Source organism: Thermococcus sp., from assembly GCF_027023865.1.
Classification (GTDB): Archaea; Methanobacteriota_B; Thermococci; order Thermococcales; family Thermococcaceae; genus Thermococcus.
Genome location: NZ_JALVUC010000019.1, coordinates 223516 through 238813 on the forward strand (window position 1 = coordinate 223516; position 15298 = coordinate 238813).

At 51.1% G+C, this 15298-nt stretch carries 21 protein-coding genes; 13 read left to right on the forward strand and 8 right to left on the reverse strand.

Translation table 11 applies throughout. From position 1 onward, the window contains the following. The first annotated feature begins 1 nt into the window (after position 1). The 6 genes from MV421_RS06805 (at position 2) to MV421_RS06830 (ending at position 4286) form a co-directional block, all read left to right on the forward strand. Entirely contained in the window at positions 2–385 is a 384-nt protein-coding gene (locus tag MV421_RS06805; protein WP_297419250.1) for a DUF190 domain-containing protein, read from the forward strand. 155 nt (positions 386–540) lie between these two features. Next, a complete protein-coding gene (locus MV421_RS06810) occupies positions 541–1011 on the forward strand; it encodes a hypothetical protein (protein WP_297503678.1) in 471 nt (156 codons plus the stop codon). A gap of 70 nt (positions 1012–1081) precedes the next feature. Then, positions 1082–2293, forward strand: coding sequence for a bifunctional phosphopantothenoylcysteine decarboxylase/phosphopantothenate--cysteine ligase CoaBC (coaBC, locus tag MV421_RS06815; protein ID WP_297419257.1), 1212 nt, complete (start codon positions 1082–1084; stop codon positions 2291–2293). 62 nt (positions 2294–2355) lie between these two features. After that, positions 2356–3162, forward strand: coding sequence for a mechanosensitive ion channel family protein (locus tag MV421_RS06820; protein ID WP_297503680.1), 807 nt, complete (start codon positions 2356–2358; stop codon positions 3160–3162). 110 nt (positions 3163–3272) lie between these two features. Continuing rightward, positions 3273–3953: an aspartate/glutamate racemase family protein gene (locus tag MV421_RS06825; protein ID WP_297419342.1), complete on the forward strand. Its 681-nt coding sequence runs from the start codon at positions 3273–3275 to the stop codon at positions 3951–3953. A gap of 39 nt (positions 3954–3992) precedes the next feature. Beyond that, on the forward strand, positions 3993–4286 hold the full coding sequence (locus tag MV421_RS06830) for a MazG nucleotide pyrophosphohydrolase domain-containing protein (protein WP_297419345.1): 294 nt from the start codon (positions 3993–3995) through the stop codon (positions 4284–4286). 29 nt (positions 4287–4315) lie between these two features. Here the strand turns inward: MV421_RS06830 and MV421_RS06835 are convergent, their stop codons facing one another. Together MV421_RS06835 and MV421_RS06840 are read right to left on the reverse strand one after the other, a co-directional pair. Next, complete coding sequence (locus tag MV421_RS06835; protein ID WP_297419263.1) at positions 4316–4486, reverse strand: hypothetical protein; 171 nt, start codon at positions 4484–4486, stop codon at positions 4316–4318. 30 nt (positions 4487–4516) lie between these two features. Beyond that, on the reverse strand, positions 4517–4666 hold the full coding sequence (locus MV421_RS06840) for a hypothetical protein (RefSeq protein ID WP_297419266.1): 150 nt from the start codon (positions 4664–4666) through the stop codon (positions 4517–4519). Positions 4667–4833: 167 nt separating this feature from the next. Here MV421_RS06840 and MV421_RS06845 point away from each other — a divergent pair, with 167 nt between their 5' ends. From MV421_RS06845 to MV421_RS06855, 3 genes are all read left to right on the forward strand, one after another. Further along, complete coding sequence (locus MV421_RS06845; protein WP_297419269.1) at positions 4834–6255, forward strand: TldD/PmbA family protein; 1422 nt, start codon at positions 4834–4836, stop codon at positions 6253–6255. A 10-nt stretch (positions 6256–6265) separates the two neighbouring features. After that, positions 6266–7588, forward strand: coding sequence for a TldD/PmbA family protein (locus tag MV421_RS06850; protein ID WP_297419272.1), 1323 nt, complete (start codon positions 6266–6268; stop codon positions 7586–7588). Positions 7589–7911: 323 nt separating this feature from the next. Next, positions 7912–8904 (forward strand): DUF835 domain-containing protein, encoded by a 993-nt coding sequence (locus tag MV421_RS06855; RefSeq protein WP_297518031.1) that lies wholly within the window; start codon positions 7912–7914, stop codon positions 8902–8904. 42 nt (positions 8905–8946) lie between these two features. Here the strand turns inward: MV421_RS06855 and MV421_RS06860 are convergent, their stop codons facing one another. Genes MV421_RS06860 through MV421_RS06880 form a run of 5 tightly spaced genes read right to left on the reverse strand, consistent with a single transcriptional unit; the run spans position 8947 to position 10862 of the window. Continuing rightward, positions 8947–9408: a COG2426 family protein gene (locus tag MV421_RS06860; protein ID WP_297419278.1), complete on the reverse strand. Its 462-nt coding sequence runs from the start codon at positions 9406–9408 to the stop codon at positions 8947–8949. Then, positions 9401–10051 carry a phosphatase PAP2 family protein gene (locus tag MV421_RS06865; RefSeq protein WP_297503684.1) on the reverse strand — a complete coding sequence of 217 codons (651 nt, stop codon included), beginning with the start codon at positions 10049–10051 and terminating at the stop codon, positions 9401–9403. The genes MV421_RS06860 and MV421_RS06865 overlap by 8 nt, the downstream gene beginning before the upstream one ends. After that, entirely contained in the window at positions 10044–10328 is a 285-nt protein-coding gene (locus MV421_RS06870; RefSeq protein ID WP_297419283.1) for a hypothetical protein, read from the reverse strand. The genes MV421_RS06865 and MV421_RS06870 overlap by 8 nt, the downstream gene beginning before the upstream one ends. 1 nt (position 10329) lies before the next feature. Then, the gene (locus tag MV421_RS06875) at positions 10330–10689 is read right to left on the reverse strand and encodes a winged helix-turn-helix domain-containing protein (protein WP_297518034.1); all 360 of its coding nucleotides are present in this window, start codon (positions 10687–10689) and stop codon (positions 10330–10332) included. 17 nt (positions 10690–10706) lie between these two features. Next, positions 10707–10862, reverse strand: a complete 156-nt coding sequence (locus tag MV421_RS06880) for a hypothetical protein (protein ID WP_297518037.1) — start codon at positions 10860–10862, stop codon at positions 10707–10709. A gap of 205 nt (positions 10863–11067) precedes the next feature. Here MV421_RS06880 and MV421_RS06885 point away from each other — a divergent pair, with 205 nt between their 5' ends. From MV421_RS06885 to MV421_RS06900, 4 genes are all read left to right on the forward strand, one after another. Then, positions 11068–11625, forward strand: a complete 558-nt coding sequence (locus MV421_RS06885) for a PepSY domain-containing protein (RefSeq protein WP_297419288.1) — start codon at positions 11068–11070, stop codon at positions 11623–11625. Positions 11626–11706: 81 nt separating this feature from the next. Continuing rightward, positions 11707–12579: a lysylphosphatidylglycerol synthase transmembrane domain-containing protein gene (locus MV421_RS06890; protein WP_297419291.1), complete on the forward strand. Its 873-nt coding sequence runs from the start codon at positions 11707–11709 to the stop codon at positions 12577–12579. Then, a complete protein-coding gene (locus tag MV421_RS06895; protein ID WP_297419294.1) occupies positions 12555–13778 on the forward strand; it encodes a glycosyltransferase family 4 protein in 1224 nt (407 codons plus the stop codon). Before MV421_RS06890 ends, MV421_RS06895 begins: the two co-directional genes overlap by 25 nt. Beyond that, positions 13711–14499 carry a polysaccharide deacetylase family protein gene (locus MV421_RS06900; protein WP_367184488.1) on the forward strand — a complete coding sequence of 263 codons (789 nt, stop codon included), beginning with the start codon at positions 13711–13713 and terminating at the stop codon, positions 14497–14499. Before MV421_RS06895 ends, MV421_RS06900 begins: the two co-directional genes overlap by 68 nt. Here the strand turns inward: MV421_RS06900 and MV421_RS06905 are convergent. Next, positions 14482–15246, reverse strand: coding sequence for a sulfite exporter TauE/SafE family protein (locus MV421_RS06905; protein WP_297419297.1), 765 nt, complete (start codon positions 15244–15246; stop codon positions 14482–14484). The two genes, MV421_RS06900 and MV421_RS06905, sit on opposite strands and share 18 nt — an antisense overlap. Positions 15247–15298: the final 52 nt, after the last annotated feature.

Consider the following 15298-nt stretch of genomic DNA (forward strand, 5'->3'; position numbering starts at 1 on the left):
AATGGTCGAGGTTGAGCACTGGAATGCCCTTCGGCTCAAGGTTTACATAGGGGAGAACGACCGCTTCAAGGGGAAACCTCTCTACAAGGCGATAGTTGAAAAGTTCCGCGAGATGGGAATCGCGGGAGCTACAGTTTACCGCGGCATCTACGGCTTCGGAAAGAAGAGCAACGTTCATTCAGCCGATGTGATGAGGCTCTCAACGGACTTACCTATAGTTATTGAGGCGGTTGACAGGGGTTATAAAATAGAGGAGGCGATATGCGAGATAAGACCAATGATAAAGGATGGTATGATAACAGTTGAGCCCGTTATAGTGGTCTGGGTTGGTACCTCCGAGGAGGTGAGGAAGTTTGAGGGGGATGCCATAAGGGAACTGCAATGAACAATATTATACGCCGGCGCTCCACTTTGACTCATCCGTTAACTTAATAAGGAGTAATTATCCGAAGATATATGATGAATAAAGGTTTAAAGATTGGGGGCCGGCGTATGTTTACGCTCGAATTTGAAGTTCCTACGGAACGTTTTAATCACGTTATGGACGCCTTAGTATGGATCGGTGCATCACTTGAATGGGTATATTATAACCCCTCACGCGAGAGTGCTGTTTTCAGGGCCACTGTGGCAAGAGAGCGGCTCCACGAGTGCCTTCTGAAGCTGGCGGAGGCGGTCGGGCAGGCTGAGGTCACCATAGTTGAAACCGCTGGACAGGAAAGGTATATACACGAGGCATTTTTAGCGACCGTCGAGGTTCCCTCCGGAAGATACCCCGTGATGATACTCCTTGAGTACAGGAAGGATCCGTTCATTCCAAGCAGTATAACGGTGGGGCTTCTCCCAGGCTCTCCAGAGGGTTTAGTGGATGCAGTGATGAGGCTAACGGTTGGGCGGGTCAACATGGCATCGGCGAGGCTCCTGAAGCGCGTTGTAACTGATGACCTCATGCTGCTCCTCCTGGAATACTCACCGGGGATTCCCCCAAAAGAGCACTCCGTTGTGGGAGAGTGACCTTCTTTCGACGCTTGTTTTTCATTAATGTTTTAACCCCTTTAATCCAAACCCTCCTGGGGGTGTTTTTGTGCTTCACCACATTAAGCTGATTTACGCTACCAAGAGTCGAAAGCTCGCCGGTAAAAAGATAGTCCTGGCAATTCCCGGAAGTATAGCGGCAGTTGAGTGCGTCAAACTCGCGAGGGAGCTGATAAGGCACGGCGCAGAGGTTCACACCGTGATGAGCGAGAACGCCCGGAAGATAATCCATCCCTATGCCATGGAGTTTGCGACCGGAAATCCCGTCGTGACGGAGATTACCGGCTTCATCGAGCACGTTGAGCTGGCCGGGGAGCACGAGAACAAGGCCGATCTCATTCTTGTCTGCCCTGCAACTGCCAACACTATAGGGAAGATAGCCTGCGGGGTAGATGACACGCCCGTTACAACCGTCGTGACGACCGCCTTTGCCCACACACCGATAATGATAGCCCCTGCAATGCACTCAACGATGTATAACCACCCGATAGTCAAAGAGAACATCGAGAAGCTTAGGAAGCTCGGCGTGGAGTTCATAGAGCCGCGCTTTGAGGAGGGCAAGGCCAAGGTCGCCTCCATAGACGAGATAACCTACCGCGTCATCAGGAAGCTTTACAAGAAGGACCTCACCGGAAAGCGTGTTTTGGTAACAGCTGGCGCAACGAGGGAGTACATAGACCCGATCCGTTATATAACCAACGCGAGTAGTGGGAAGATGGGTGTTTCCATTGCCGAGGAGGCGGAGCTGAGGGGAGCAGAGGTTACCCTAGTACGGACGAGGGGAAGTGTTCCAAGCCTCGTCGAGAACCAGGTTGAGGTTGAAACCGTCGAGGAAATGCTTGGAGCTATTGAGACCGAGCTGAACACGAAGGAGTACGACGTCATCGTTTTAGCGGCCGCAGTCAGCGACTTTAGGGTGAAGGAGAAAACAAACACAAAGATAAAGAGCGGAAGACCTCTAACGCTCGAGCTCGAGCCGACGCCCAAGATAATAGACCGCGTTAAGGGACTTCAGCCGGATGTTTTTCTTGTCGGATTCAAGGCTGAAACTGAACTGAGCGAGGAAGAACTCATAAGCGCGGCGAAAGGGCAGATTGGACGTGCTGGAAGCGATTTAGTGGTCGCCAACACCCTCGGGGCCTTTGGAAGTGATGATAACGAGGTTCTGCTTGTTGGAAGGGACTTCGTGAAGAGACTGCCGAGGATGAACAAACGGGAACTCGCAGAGCGGCTCTGGGACGAGATAGTGAGGCTCCTTTGAAAGACGGGCGGAAGCCTTTTCTACCCTTTTTTCCTAGCCCTCAAAAATACAGGGGTGATAAAGTGGTTGGATGGGAGAACCAGATACCCTACATAGGGGTCACCTATTTCCAGCTTATATCCTCGTTGGTCCTACTGGTCGTGGGTTACGTAGTCACGAAGATACTCGTGGCGTTGTTCAAGAAGAGCATTGGTAAGACGAAGCTCCCACCGCTCGTCGTTGAGTTCCTCAGCAAGTTCCTGTCGATACTGCTCTATACGACGGTCATAATCCTTGGACTTGGAGTGGTCGGCGTCTCCGTTTCTCCCTTGATACTCGGCTTATCTGCAGTTATCGGCTTAATCTTGGGCTTCGGCCTGCAGGATACGCTCACGAACCTCGCCGCTGGAGTGTGGATAGCGGCTCTGAGGCCCGTTGACCTCGGTGAGGTCGTTGAAGTCGCCGGGAAGACGGGGAGCGTCAGCGGAATCGGCCTAATGAGCACGGAACTAAAAACGCCGGACAATAAGCTCATAACTATACCCAACAAGCTCATATGGGGTAGCATAATCGTCAATCACACAAGGATGCCGACGAGGAGGGTCAACGTCGACATAGGCGTCGCCTACGGAACCGATCTAGACGGGGCGATAAAGCTCGCAATGGACCTCATAAGAGGCCATCCAAAAGTCCTTGATGAGCCTGAGCCGACCGTCGTGGTAACCGCGCTCGTGGACTCCTCAATCAACCTCCAATTGAGGGCGTGGACTAAAACTGAAGATTACTGGACGGTCAAGGGAGACCTCACAAAGGGCATCTACGAGCTTTACACGAAGGAGGGCGTTGAGATACCCTTCCCGCAGCTGGATGTCCACCTGAAAAAGGGGTGATCTTTGTCCTCTTTTCCCTTCTATTGCTTTGAAATTCTTTAACCGATTGTATCTGCAACGTCGGCGAAAGGTTCATATGTTCTGATTCACACCACCCGATGGTGATTTCCATGAGGAGAATAGGCATTATCGGCGGGATGACTCCTGAATCAACGTGCTACTACTACCGAAACTACACCAAGATGAGCAGGGAGAAGTTTGGCCCCTTTACCTTCCCGGAGCTTGTAGTTTATTCCATAAACTTTGGGGAGTTCATGAACAGCCCAAACGGCTGGGAGGAAAGGAAGGAGATACTTATAAAGGCCGCCAAGGCCCTCGAGAGGGCCGGGGCCGAGATAATAGCCATGTCGGCCAATACCCCCCATATGGTTTTTCCTGAAGTTCAGAAAGCCGTTAACGTCCCAATGGTCAGCATAATCGACGCCCTTATCGAGGAGATGAAGCGCAGGGGCGTTAAAAGGGTTCTTCTACTCGGGACGAAGACGACGATGACAGCTGATTTCTATAGAAACGCCCTTCACGAGGCCGGCTTTGATGTGGTAACCCCGAGCGAGGAGGAGATGGACGAGGTTGACAGGATAATCTTCGAGGAGCTGTCCTTCGAGAACCTGAGGAGCAAGCCCTACTTGGTAGAACTCGTCGAGAAGTACGCCAAAGATAAAGGCATCAACGGGGTAATCCTTGGCTGCACAGAGCTTCCGCTGGCGATAAAGCCCAGCGATGTATCTGTTGAGGTCTTTGATACCGCCGCAATCCACATGAGGAAGCTGATTGAGCTTGCCTCCGGGTGATTTTTAAGCTCAACTTCCCCCTTCTTCCTGGTGAGAAAAGTGGAGATACGGGAATTCCAGGAGATTATTAAGGACATTTACTTCCACAAGGACTCAAAGAGGGGCGTTGAGAGAACATTTCTCTGGTTCATTGAGGAGGTCGGCGAGCTGAGCGAGGCGATACGGAAGCGTGATATAGAATCTATGGAAGAGGAGTTTGCGGACGTTTTAGCGTGGCTTGCGAGCTTGGCCAATCTCCTCAGGATAGACCTTGAGGATGCCGCAAAGAAGAAGTATCCGGGAGTTTGCCCCTACTGCGGGAAGAATCCCTGTGAGTGCAAGGAGAAGTTCTGAAAATGGTAAAAGGGACAGAAATGAAAGGATCAGAAAGGCTCTGCTGCAGGTTTGGCCGGGCTTGGAGTGTTCTCTGGGGGCAGTGATATTGCACCTATCAGGATTATCAGGCCACCGACCAGCGAGTTGAAGATCAGCGATAGAATCGACGGTATGAGCACCTTGCCCTTCGCCCCCTTGTAACGGCCTTCGTCGATCAACCGGAGCGCGTCCTTTGCCCTGAAGTGGGTTCACACCGCTATAGCCAGCGGGATCCAGGCGACAATTATGCCAAAACCGATGCTGTTAACTGTAATCCCCAAGAACATCAAAACACCTATAATTAGGTTTATTATGTCGCCGATATGTATCAGATTTTTTGCGGAACTAGGGTCACCCATGGTATCACCGGTGATAGTTCGGCTTTCATCTATAAAAAATTTTGTGCTTTGAAGAGCTTAATCGAGCGTTGATGTTCATAATTGTGGCCATTAAGATATACATCTAAACGAAAAGATTTTTATACTTTGGCGGGCACTCTTCCATGCAGCAAACAGAGGTGATGTGCATGCATGAACTTGTTGAGTTTGCCGTAGGGCGGGCCTTGGAACTCGGCGCCGACTACGCGGAGGCGCGCTTTGAGGAGAAGAACGGCACTTCTCTGAGCATGAAGAACGGGAACCCGGAAGGGCTGGAAGTTCTAGCCAAGAAAGGCATTGGCGTAAGGGTCTTAGTGGACGGAGGAATGGGCTTCGCCTCAACCAACGTTCTGACAAAGGAGAGTGTTGAGGGGGCGGTTAAGAAGGCGGTGGAGCTAGCCAGAGCGGCCTCTAGGGTGAGGAACGAGCCGATACGCTTCAGCGATGACGACTTCCACAGCGTTCATTATGAGATCAAGATGAAAAAGGACTTCCGAGACGTCTCCCCGGAGGAGAAGCTCGAACTCCTGAAGAAAATCGACGAGGAGGTAAAAGACACCGGCGTAAACGTCCCGATGAGATACCTTCTGTACTCCGACCAGATGTGGCACAAAATAATAGCCCACAGCGACGGGGCATTCATTGAGAGCTTCATCCCCCGTGTCTCAACCACCTACAACCTTGTTGTCCTCGAGAACGGTCAGATGGAGCAGGCACCCTTCGTGCAGAGGGCCTTTTCGGGAGGCCTTGAGCTCATAGAGAAGGATGAACCGTGGAACTGGGCGGTCAAGGACGTGCAAGCTTTAAAGAGACTAATCACCGAAGGCAAGAAGCCACCGGAGGGAAAGGTAGACCTCGTAATAAGCCCCGAAGTGGCCGGCATAGCGGTTCACGAGAGCGTTGGCCACCCCTACGAATCCGACAGGATATTCGGAAGGGAAGCCGCCCAGGCGGGCGAGAGCTTCGTTAAGCCGAACATGCTCGGCGAGAGGATAGGGAGCGAAGCAGTTACTGTCATCGAAGACCCTACGATACCCAACAGCTGGGGGTTCTACCTCTACGATGATGAGGGCGTTAAAGCCCGCCCGAGATACCTCATTAGGGACGGAATCATCACCGAGTTCCTCACGAACCGTGAATACGCCTACAAGCTCGGGCAGAAGTCGAACGCCGCGGCCCGTGCCATCAACTACAACCGCGAGCCTATCGTGAGGATGGCAAACACCTACCTCGCCCCGGGAGACCACTCCTTCGAGGAGCTGATTGAGGATGTGAAGCTCGGCGTTTACATGGTGAGCTTCAACGAATGGAACATCGACGACCGCAGGTATCAGCAGAGGTACATAGGCAGGGAGGCCTACCTCATCGAGAACGGTGAGATAAAGCACCCGGTGAGGAGACCTATCCTTGAGATAACGACGAGGGCACTGTGGAGCAGCGTTGACGCCGTAGGAAAGGAGATTGCCTTCTATCCAGGAACCTGTGGTAAAGGCGAGCCCGGTCAGGGCGTTCCAGTCTGGATGGGCGGGGCGCACGCAAGGCTCCGCAACATTCCACTTAGGAGGCCGTGAGGTGGTAAAGATGTTCGACGTTAACGAACTCATTCTGAAAAAGGCTAAGGAGCTCGGCTTTAGTGACGTGGTCGTTCTCAGCCACGAGGGTAACAGGAGGCAGGTCCGCTTCGCCAACAACGAGATAACCGTTGCCAAGAACTGGCACGAGAGGAAAGTTGAGCTCTTCGTCGAGCTGGAGAAGCGTGTCGCTGGAACAACGATAACCGAGCTGAGCGAGGAGAACATTGAACGCACTCTAAAAACGCTCCTGAGCAGTATGAAGGGAATGTCACCAAAGGAGGACTACTACGGAATAGCGGAGGGACCGTTCGAGTACAGGGACATCCCGGAGACCTTCGATAAATCCATCGTCGGACTCGACGAGCCGAACGAGTACGTTGAGAGGGCGATCAACGCGGCCCTTGAGGAAGGGGCAAAGCGCGTTGCAGGGGTTCTCTATACCGACTACGACAGACTCTACCTTACCACGAGCAGCGGCGTGGAAGCTTTTGACGAGGGAACCGGAATAGAGATAAGCGTTCGCGCCTTCATCGGCGACCTCGAGAGCGGCCACGGCACGAACTCCGTAAGGGCTCTCAAGAAGTTCGATCCCGAGAGCGCCGGGAGAAAGGCCGGGGAGATAGCGAAGCTCGCCCAGAACCCTGAGCAGGGACCGGAAGGAAAGTTCGATGTGGTCTTCGACCCCCTTGCCTTCGCCAACCTGTTGAGCTATATGAGCTTTATGACGTCAGCCTACGCGGCGGAGGCCGGATTCAGCTTCCTCGTTAACAAGCTTGGCCAGAAGGTTGCGAACGAGATAGTGACCATCAAGGACGTCGGCAACATGCCCAACGGTTACGGGAGCAGGAAGTTCGACGATGAAGGCGTCCCGACAAAGGAAACGGCGATAATCGAGAACGGAACCTTCAAGACGTTCCTCCTCAATACAAGCCTCGCCAGGAAGTACGGAACCGAAACAACGGCCAACGCCGGCTTGGTGATGCCGCACGCGTGGAACATCGTCCTTGAACCTGGCGACTTCTCCAGAGAGGAACTCTTCAGCGGAGTGAAGAGGGGAATCTACATCACCAACGTCTGGTACACGCGCTTCCAGAACTACGTGACGGGGGACTTCTCGACGATCCCGAGGGACGGCATCTTCTTCGTCGAGAACGGCGAGCTTAGGCCGATAAGGAACATCCGCGTCAGTGACAACCTCGGGCGCATCCTTGAGAACGTCTCCGCTTTGACCAAGGAGAGCCATCACGTCCACTGGTGGGAGGTTGAGACGCCGGTAACTACACCCTACGTCCTGGTAAAGGACGTCGGGATAACGAGGGCGACGAAGTGATTTTTTGTTTTTCTTTGTGTTTTTTCCAAAACGCCAAGAAACGGTCTGAACTCCGATAACCCCATTATGGGGCTGAGAAGTACAGGCCAAACAGGATATCGGAGGAGAGGTTTTGAATCGCTGAAATTAATGAGTTTAATTGACACTTGTCTCTCTGAATTCTGCATGCAATAGTGAATAAACGCATCCAGCAAAAACATTAATAGGTTCCAGAGCGAACTCGTTGGTGTGGATCGGACATGCTGGAAACACTAAACGTACTCATGAGATTTTTCACGTGGGGATTTGCCACGTATCGTTGGTGGGGGAAGAAGGAGGATTTCATGCTCTTTCTATCCTTGGGTCTTTGGATAGATGTCCTTGCGGCCTTCTCTCAGGGGCCTATCCTTAAAACCCTTGGATTGCAGCCCAATCTGAGTGCGCTAGCTCCGCTGATGAGTATGCTCGCTATTGTTGAAGCCCTCCTTATGCTGGCGACGGCGGTAACCGTTAGAAAGAACCCTGGGGAACGTAGGGGTCAGCTGATCATATTTCTCAGCACAATTATTGGGATGTCATATATCCTCGCGGCAACCATTCTCAACAGGTCGCCCGCCGTGCTCTTTGCATTTTCCGTTCCCTTCCTGGGCGTGGCTCTAATGCTGGTGGGATACTCATTGATAAAAGAGGAGATAGGTCTGAGGAGCACCGCCACACTCCTGCCCTTGGGGGCGCTCCTTCTCGGGACCATCAACCTTACGTACCCTATAACCATCTCAACTCCCCTGGCGAGCTATCTCTACGGGCTGGGAGCACTTTTCAGGGCGATGATATTCATAGGGATGGCGAGGTACGCTTTCCTGCCCATCAAGCCACCCGAGATGCCTCTAACCGAGCTTCCCACCGGCGCGTTCTACACAGAGGGTGGGAGGGTTTCCGATGTTATCATCCAGAAGATGCAGTCCAATGGAAATGGGGTTCTCATAACTAGAAGGTCGTTTCAGGGATTTAAACCAAAGTTTCCCGTGTTTTGGGTAACCAAGGTTGCCTCGGGAATAATAGAAGAGAATCTCATGGCAGTATCCCCGACAGACATAGGTATTCTCGTAGACCTCGTTAAGCGGCATCTCAAAAAAGGGCACTCCCTTGTGGTGATAGACTGTCTTGAATACCTTGTAATGGAAAACGACTTTGAGAACGCCTTCAAATTCCTGCTATCCTTGAAGGACACCACCGTGAAGTACAATGGAACTCTTATTGCGGTAGTTGAGCCATCCGCCTATCCCACGAAGCATATGACTATGTTGACCAAGGAGTTGGAGAGACTGGAGCTTTAAGGCGTCCCCATAGAAAGCCGTGCCTATGACTCTACCACGGGTTTATCCGAACAGTCCCAGCGCCGGCCCGATCGTGAGAGCCATGCTGAACAGCCCGCCGAGGAGGAGTGCAGGGAACGTCCTTTTCCACTCTATTGCGAGTATATAAGCAGCAAGAGCGCCGGTCCAAACCCCGGTTCCGGGCAGGGGTATCGCTACGAAGATGAAGAGACCCCAGAAGCCCCACTTCTCGAGGTATGGGTGGGCCTTTTTCCTCACGCGCTCGACGTAGTAGAGGTAGAGGTGTGCGATTTTCTTCAGGGGTGTCTTTTCAAGCCAGAGCATGACCCTGTCAATGTAGGGCAGAACCACGGGAAGGACGAGCGAGAGCGTCAGAACACCGAGGGAAGCGGCCAAGATTGTTCCCAAAAGGGGATAACCCCTTCCGATGCCGTAAACTACAGCGTAGCGCCCCTCAAAGGTTGGGACAAGGGAGAGTATGAAGACTTGAAGGAGACTATTCAACGTCGAACACCCCCAATTTAAGCGCGTTCACAATGGCACGGTAGTAGGGAAGCCACCACTCTTCGGTTAGTTCAACGAGAAGTCCAACCCACGGCCCGAGGAAGGCTGCAAAGAGGACGTCGCTGAACCAGTGAACGTGGAGTAAGAGCCGCGTTAGGGCTATTGAAACAGCCCATCCCCACCAGAGGGGCCAGAGCTTTTTCCAGCGCCTGCTCAGGAAGTAGGCCAGAACGAAGGCTCTCGTAGTGTGACCAGAGGGGAAGGAGAAGTAGTCGGCGTTCTTTATTGACTCAATAAGGCCCCAGTGAACTTGAGCCTCCCCCGGCCTGGGAGCACCGACGAAAACCTTTAACAGGCCCACTATAACCATGGAGACCGCAATACCCGCGGTTAGTTCGAGGGTGAACCTGCTTAACCTCCCCCTATCTTTGAAGTCCCACAGGAGGAAGAGCAGGATGTAGAGGGCAGTGAGGGCGAAGCTCGCCGTGTCCGTGAGGAGACTGACAAAGGAACCGCCTCCGGAGAGGGTGGAGTTGATGGAATTGTCCATACCTTTGAAAGCCCCCGTTATTTGAAGGGCGAATAGTAGGGCCAAAATCCCCGTTAAAATTACCAGTGTTTTGTATCCAACTTCCTTATTCATCCCTCCGTCCCTCCTTAATAACAACTGCCGCAAAGAACAGTGCTATTATCAGGAATTCCAGCGAGTTCGTGATAAGCTCGACGGTGTTCGTCTCCAGATTGGGAAACACGATGTCTATGTGTTCCGCGAGTTCCTTTATCGCGTAGAGAAAGAACGCGAGAGAAACTACCAGGAACTTTCTAAGCCTCGTTCGTTGATACGCAATAAGGGATGCCCCAGTAAGGATGAGTGAAAAAGTGACAATACCCAGGCTTAGGAGTTGATCTATGTCCAGCATTCTAGACACCTTCTTCAAGGTTCATGAATATGTCCACTATTCTATCAGCCCACCTCTCGAATAGGCTTGGATGATAGTTCTGGATAAGCTTAACAAACAGCTCAACATCTCCTGTGAAATAGTACTTTACAAACTTCCCATCTTTTATGCTTCGGACGAGGTTCAGCTCCTTCAGATTGCCGATGTAGTAATTCACAGTGGGTGGTGAGAGACCAAGCTCACTGCAGAGTTCCTTTTGAGTGGCCCCGGGATTTGCTATTATATACATGATTATCCCCCTCACGTTCTCACTGGAAAGCAGGGAGAGGATGTCCTTTTCCCTTTCATCGAAGATACCCCTAGGGAAGTAATGCTTCCTCAACCCGCTCCTCTTTGATGTTACCAATCCCTGCTTTTCGAGCCTTTGGATATGATACTGGAGGTCACCCTTAGCAAGACCCAGCCGGGGGACAGTTCATTGAAGCTGAGGCCAGGGTTTTCCCTGATGAAATTGAGGACGCGCTTGGTGCGTTCGTTGAGCTCATTACTGCCCATCGTTACCTCGTGTACGTATGTTTCAAGTCTTAATTAAGGTTTTGTGGTCCAGTTTTAGAAATGTTCCTATGGCTGTATCCCCGATATAAATGGATTAAAACTTGGATATTTCAAAAACTGGACTAATACTTCGAGAACTGAGCCAGAAGGGCTATATAATAGCTTTTCATATATAGATCTAAGAACACGAAGGGGGTGATAAGTCGTGAGGATATGGAAGTTCAACATAGGGTTAAAGGTCGCGGCATTAATGGCGGCGCTGATAATGGCAGTGAGCATCGGAGCATTTGCAATGGCCGCAAACGCCACCGGGAAGAACGTTCAGTCACCCAGTTATACGGGTAGCATAAAACTTGCCCAGAGTCCCAACCTGAGCGAGAGCCAGGAAGCAAAGGTCCTTCAGAAACTTGCAAAGATAACTCCGGAGCAGGCCAAAAGCGCAGCGCTTGCGGAGGTGAAGGGAACTGCAGTCAAAGTAAGCTTGGAGGATGAGAATGGATACCTTGTCTACTCCGTGGAGGTTAAAACGGCCAAGGGCCTCATGAAGGACGTGAAAGTTGACGCCGGGAACGGAAAGGTGCTCCACATAGACAGCGGAAGCGACATGGAGAAGGAGAAAGAGACCTCCGAAAGCAACATGGAGAAAGAGAGCACGAATGAGCTTAAGGAGAAAAATTCTGGCGAAGTAGCGGACACCGACAGTTTAAAAGAAGGAGTGCAACAGGGTTCAAATGGGGAAGTGCAACAGGGGGGAGAAAACTGACCCCCTACACCATTTTACATTTCTAAAAGTGTACCAGTTAGCTTTTTATGAGTTAATATTCCAATAGAATGGTGAGGAGAGATGATAGACATTAACACCTACACCGCTGTTATCACCTCCTTGGACGGTAAGGCCTTGGAGCTTTTGGGGATAGCGGTGGCTACATATTACATAAGCGTGCTTATCTATGCCCTTCGGTGGAAGATAGTTCTCGGGGGGATGGGAGAGACCATCCCACTGGGTGACCTCCTGAAGATAAACCTCTCCTCCATCTTCGTTAACAATATAACCCCCATGAGTCGGGGGGGCGGTGAAATTTTAAGAATCACCTGGGTTTCAAAGAAGCACAGGGTTCCCGTGGCCGTCTCAACCGTCAGCATACTCTATGAGAGGATATCGGAGATCGTGCCCGTGCTCATACTTGCGGTGCTGGGGATCTCCTACTTTGCGACTCACCTTCGCCTTCTTCTCATAATCCTCTCAGCCCTCATGGTCTTGATATTGTTCAAATGGGACAGGGTAGTTGTACTCTCAGTCCGGCTCTTTAAGATCAAGCTAACGCAGGACGACCTCGTGAGGATGCTCGAACTCAAGCGAAAGCCAACGGTGAACATGCTTACAATTAGCCTGAGTTCGGCAGTGTGGTTTCTGGATGTTATGAGACTTAAACTTATAGCAATGGCCTTTGGATGGAACCCCCCGCTCACGTTCCTCTCAGTTGTCTCATTGGCCAATTTACTGTTTGGCCTGCTGGCCTTCACACCGGGAGGTATTGGCATAGTTGAGGGTGGGCTGTTGGGAACCCTCACGTACTTTGGTATTCCCTCAACACTTGCCATCTCCGTAACCCTGCTTGAGAGGTTCATCTCCTACGTATCAAGCACTGTTGTAGGTTTTATCACCCTGATGACATCTGGAGGTGTCGAAATATGGAAAGCCTTAAGATCGCGTTAGTCTCGGACTGGTTCTTCCCGAGTGTTGGTGGAATAGAATACCATATCCACGACCTTGCCACACAGCTCACACACTTGGGACATGATGTCCATGTGATTACTCGGTTTGGTGATTACCCCGATGAAAAACTCCCCTATGAAGTTCACCGCTTTAAGGGTAGGATAACGATGGATGGTTCCTACGTGAGCATAGGAGCAGGCGTGTTGAAAAAGGTGAACGAGTTATACAAAAGAGAACACTTTGATATAACCCACAGTCACAGCATATACTCCCCGATGGCCGTTGGAGTCACTAACCTGTCCGGCGGCATAAGGGGCGTTCCGAGTGTAATAACAGACCACTCCCTTCTTGGAGACTCTATTTTGAACCCAATGTATATTATGCTCCTGCGGTTCTCACTTCGCAAGGTCGATTCGTTCATAGCCGTTAGCAATGCAGTCGAAAAGGATATACGTTCAATCCTCGGTAAAAGCCTGAGGAACAGAGAAATCTACCTTATTCCCAACGGGATAGACACAGAATTCTGGAGGCCTTCAGAGGACAGAGAGAAGAGGAAGGAAGCCCTTGGCTTGAGGGGGGTTGTGGTAACTACCACCTCACGCTTAACGAAGAGGAAGAGAACTCATGTGATCCCGAAAATTGCAAGGGGAATAAAGAAGGAATACGGAAAGGACGTAACGTTCCTAATAATCGGGGATGGACCCGAGAGGAACAATATCGAACGTCTCATCAGGAAATATGATGTTGGAGACGTTGTTAAACTTCTAGGAAGGCAACCAAGGGTAAACGTGAGAGAATACCTACAGGCAAGTGATGTATACTTCTCGCCCACCGTTTACGAGGCGTTTGGAATAGCCGCACTAGAAGCATTGGCATGTGGCGTTCCGGTGGTTGCTAATAACCACGGGGGGATAAGCGAGATTGTGGAGCACGGGAAAACCGGTTTGGTTTCCAATAATGACGATGAGCTGATGCAGAACCTGATGTCGCTGATCGCTGATGAGGAAAGAAGACAGGAAATGGGTAAGAATGCTCGAAAAAGTGTGGAGAATCACTTTAGCTGGGAAGCAGTAGTTTCCCAGGTGTTTAACGCTTATAAGGAAACTATGGATCAGGCAAACGAAGAGCCCTTTGTCCTTTACAAGCTCCATCAAACCCTCAAGAGGGGGATCGCGAATGCTGGTGTCTTTAACCTTTGATGTGGAACAGGACTGTCCTCCCTACTTGAGCACAACTAGGGGGGTGGAGGAGGGGCTCCCGAAGATCCTTGACCTGCTTGGGGAAAAGGGGGTTAAGGGGACATTCTTTTTTACGGCACAGATGGCAAAGGAATACCCCCATCTAGTGAAGCGCGTGGTTGAAGATGGCCATGAACTGGGGTGTCATACCTACAACCACGAGCGTCTGGACAAACTGTCAAAAGGTGAAGCCGAGAGGATCATAGAGAAATCCCTCCAGGTGTTGAGGAACTTTGGAGAGGTGGTCTCGTTCAGATCCCCGAATTTACAGCTTCCTTCTGAGATATACGCCGTATTGAGGGAGAAGGGAATCCTTGTGGACTCTTCAAAGGCCGTCTATAAGAGGTACCGGGGCATCTCGTACGTGGGTGGTGTGCTGGAAATCCCCGCTTCTGTAACTTCCTCCGTATTGAGGCTTCCCTGGAGAATCCAACGAATAATCCATGCTCGTTTAAGGGAGCCGAGGGTTTATTTCGCCCATCCTTGGGAGTTTGTCCCGATGAAGGGGGTACGCTTTGACTGTCGCTTTAACACTGGAGAAAAAGCCCTTGAGTTGCTTGAAAGACTTATAGACCACTACAGAAGGGAGAACGCAGAATTTTTATTGATGAGGGACTATCTAAAGGTTTTCAAGCCCGAAAGGCGTCAAGAGGCAGAGGGAGTCTCACAACACCCTAGGTAGATTGATCCACATTAGGTATAGGGCCACCAGAACCACCACAGCTGCGAAAACCTGTCTCAGCTCCCTGCAGGAAAGCGATTTTGCTGTACGCACGCCGATGGCGTCTCCAATTAGCCCGCCTAGCACGAAGAGTATCACTATTACAAGGTCTATGGGTCTGCCTTGGAGTTCGTAGCTCACAAAGCCAGCAAGTCCGTTAAGGACTACCACGAAGAGGGACGTTCCAACTGCACGATGCATTTTAAGCCCTGCACCCATCGTCAGGGCTGGGACAAGCAGGAAGCCGCCTCCGACCCCAAAGAATCCAGAGGCAATCCCAACGAGAAAGCCAAGGCCAGCGACGTTAATACGGCTAATTTCTTTCCCCTCTTTAACCTGTTGAACCTGTTTACTATTGTTCTTCACCATTTTAATCGCTATAGCTACCATCAGAACCGCGAACAGCGTCAGCAAAAGGGGCCCTTTTACAGATTTGTTCATGTAGCTACCGATATAAATCCCGGGAATGCTTGTAAGGGCCATTAGCGTTCCGGTTTTAAAGTCTATGTTTCCCTTTCTCCAGTGCATTATGAACCCTATGATTGCGGTTATTCCTACAGCAACCAAGGAGGTGCCGACGGCGGTGTGGGGATCAAGGCCTACGAAGTACACCAGCAGGGGGACTGCAAGGACTGATCCACCGCTTCCCGTAAGGCCAAGCGACAGTCCAGAGAGGAACCCAGAGATTACAGAATCCACTAGATTCATAACGATTTCCCCAGAGCGATGAATTAAAGTGTACCCTTTTAAAATTTCCTCT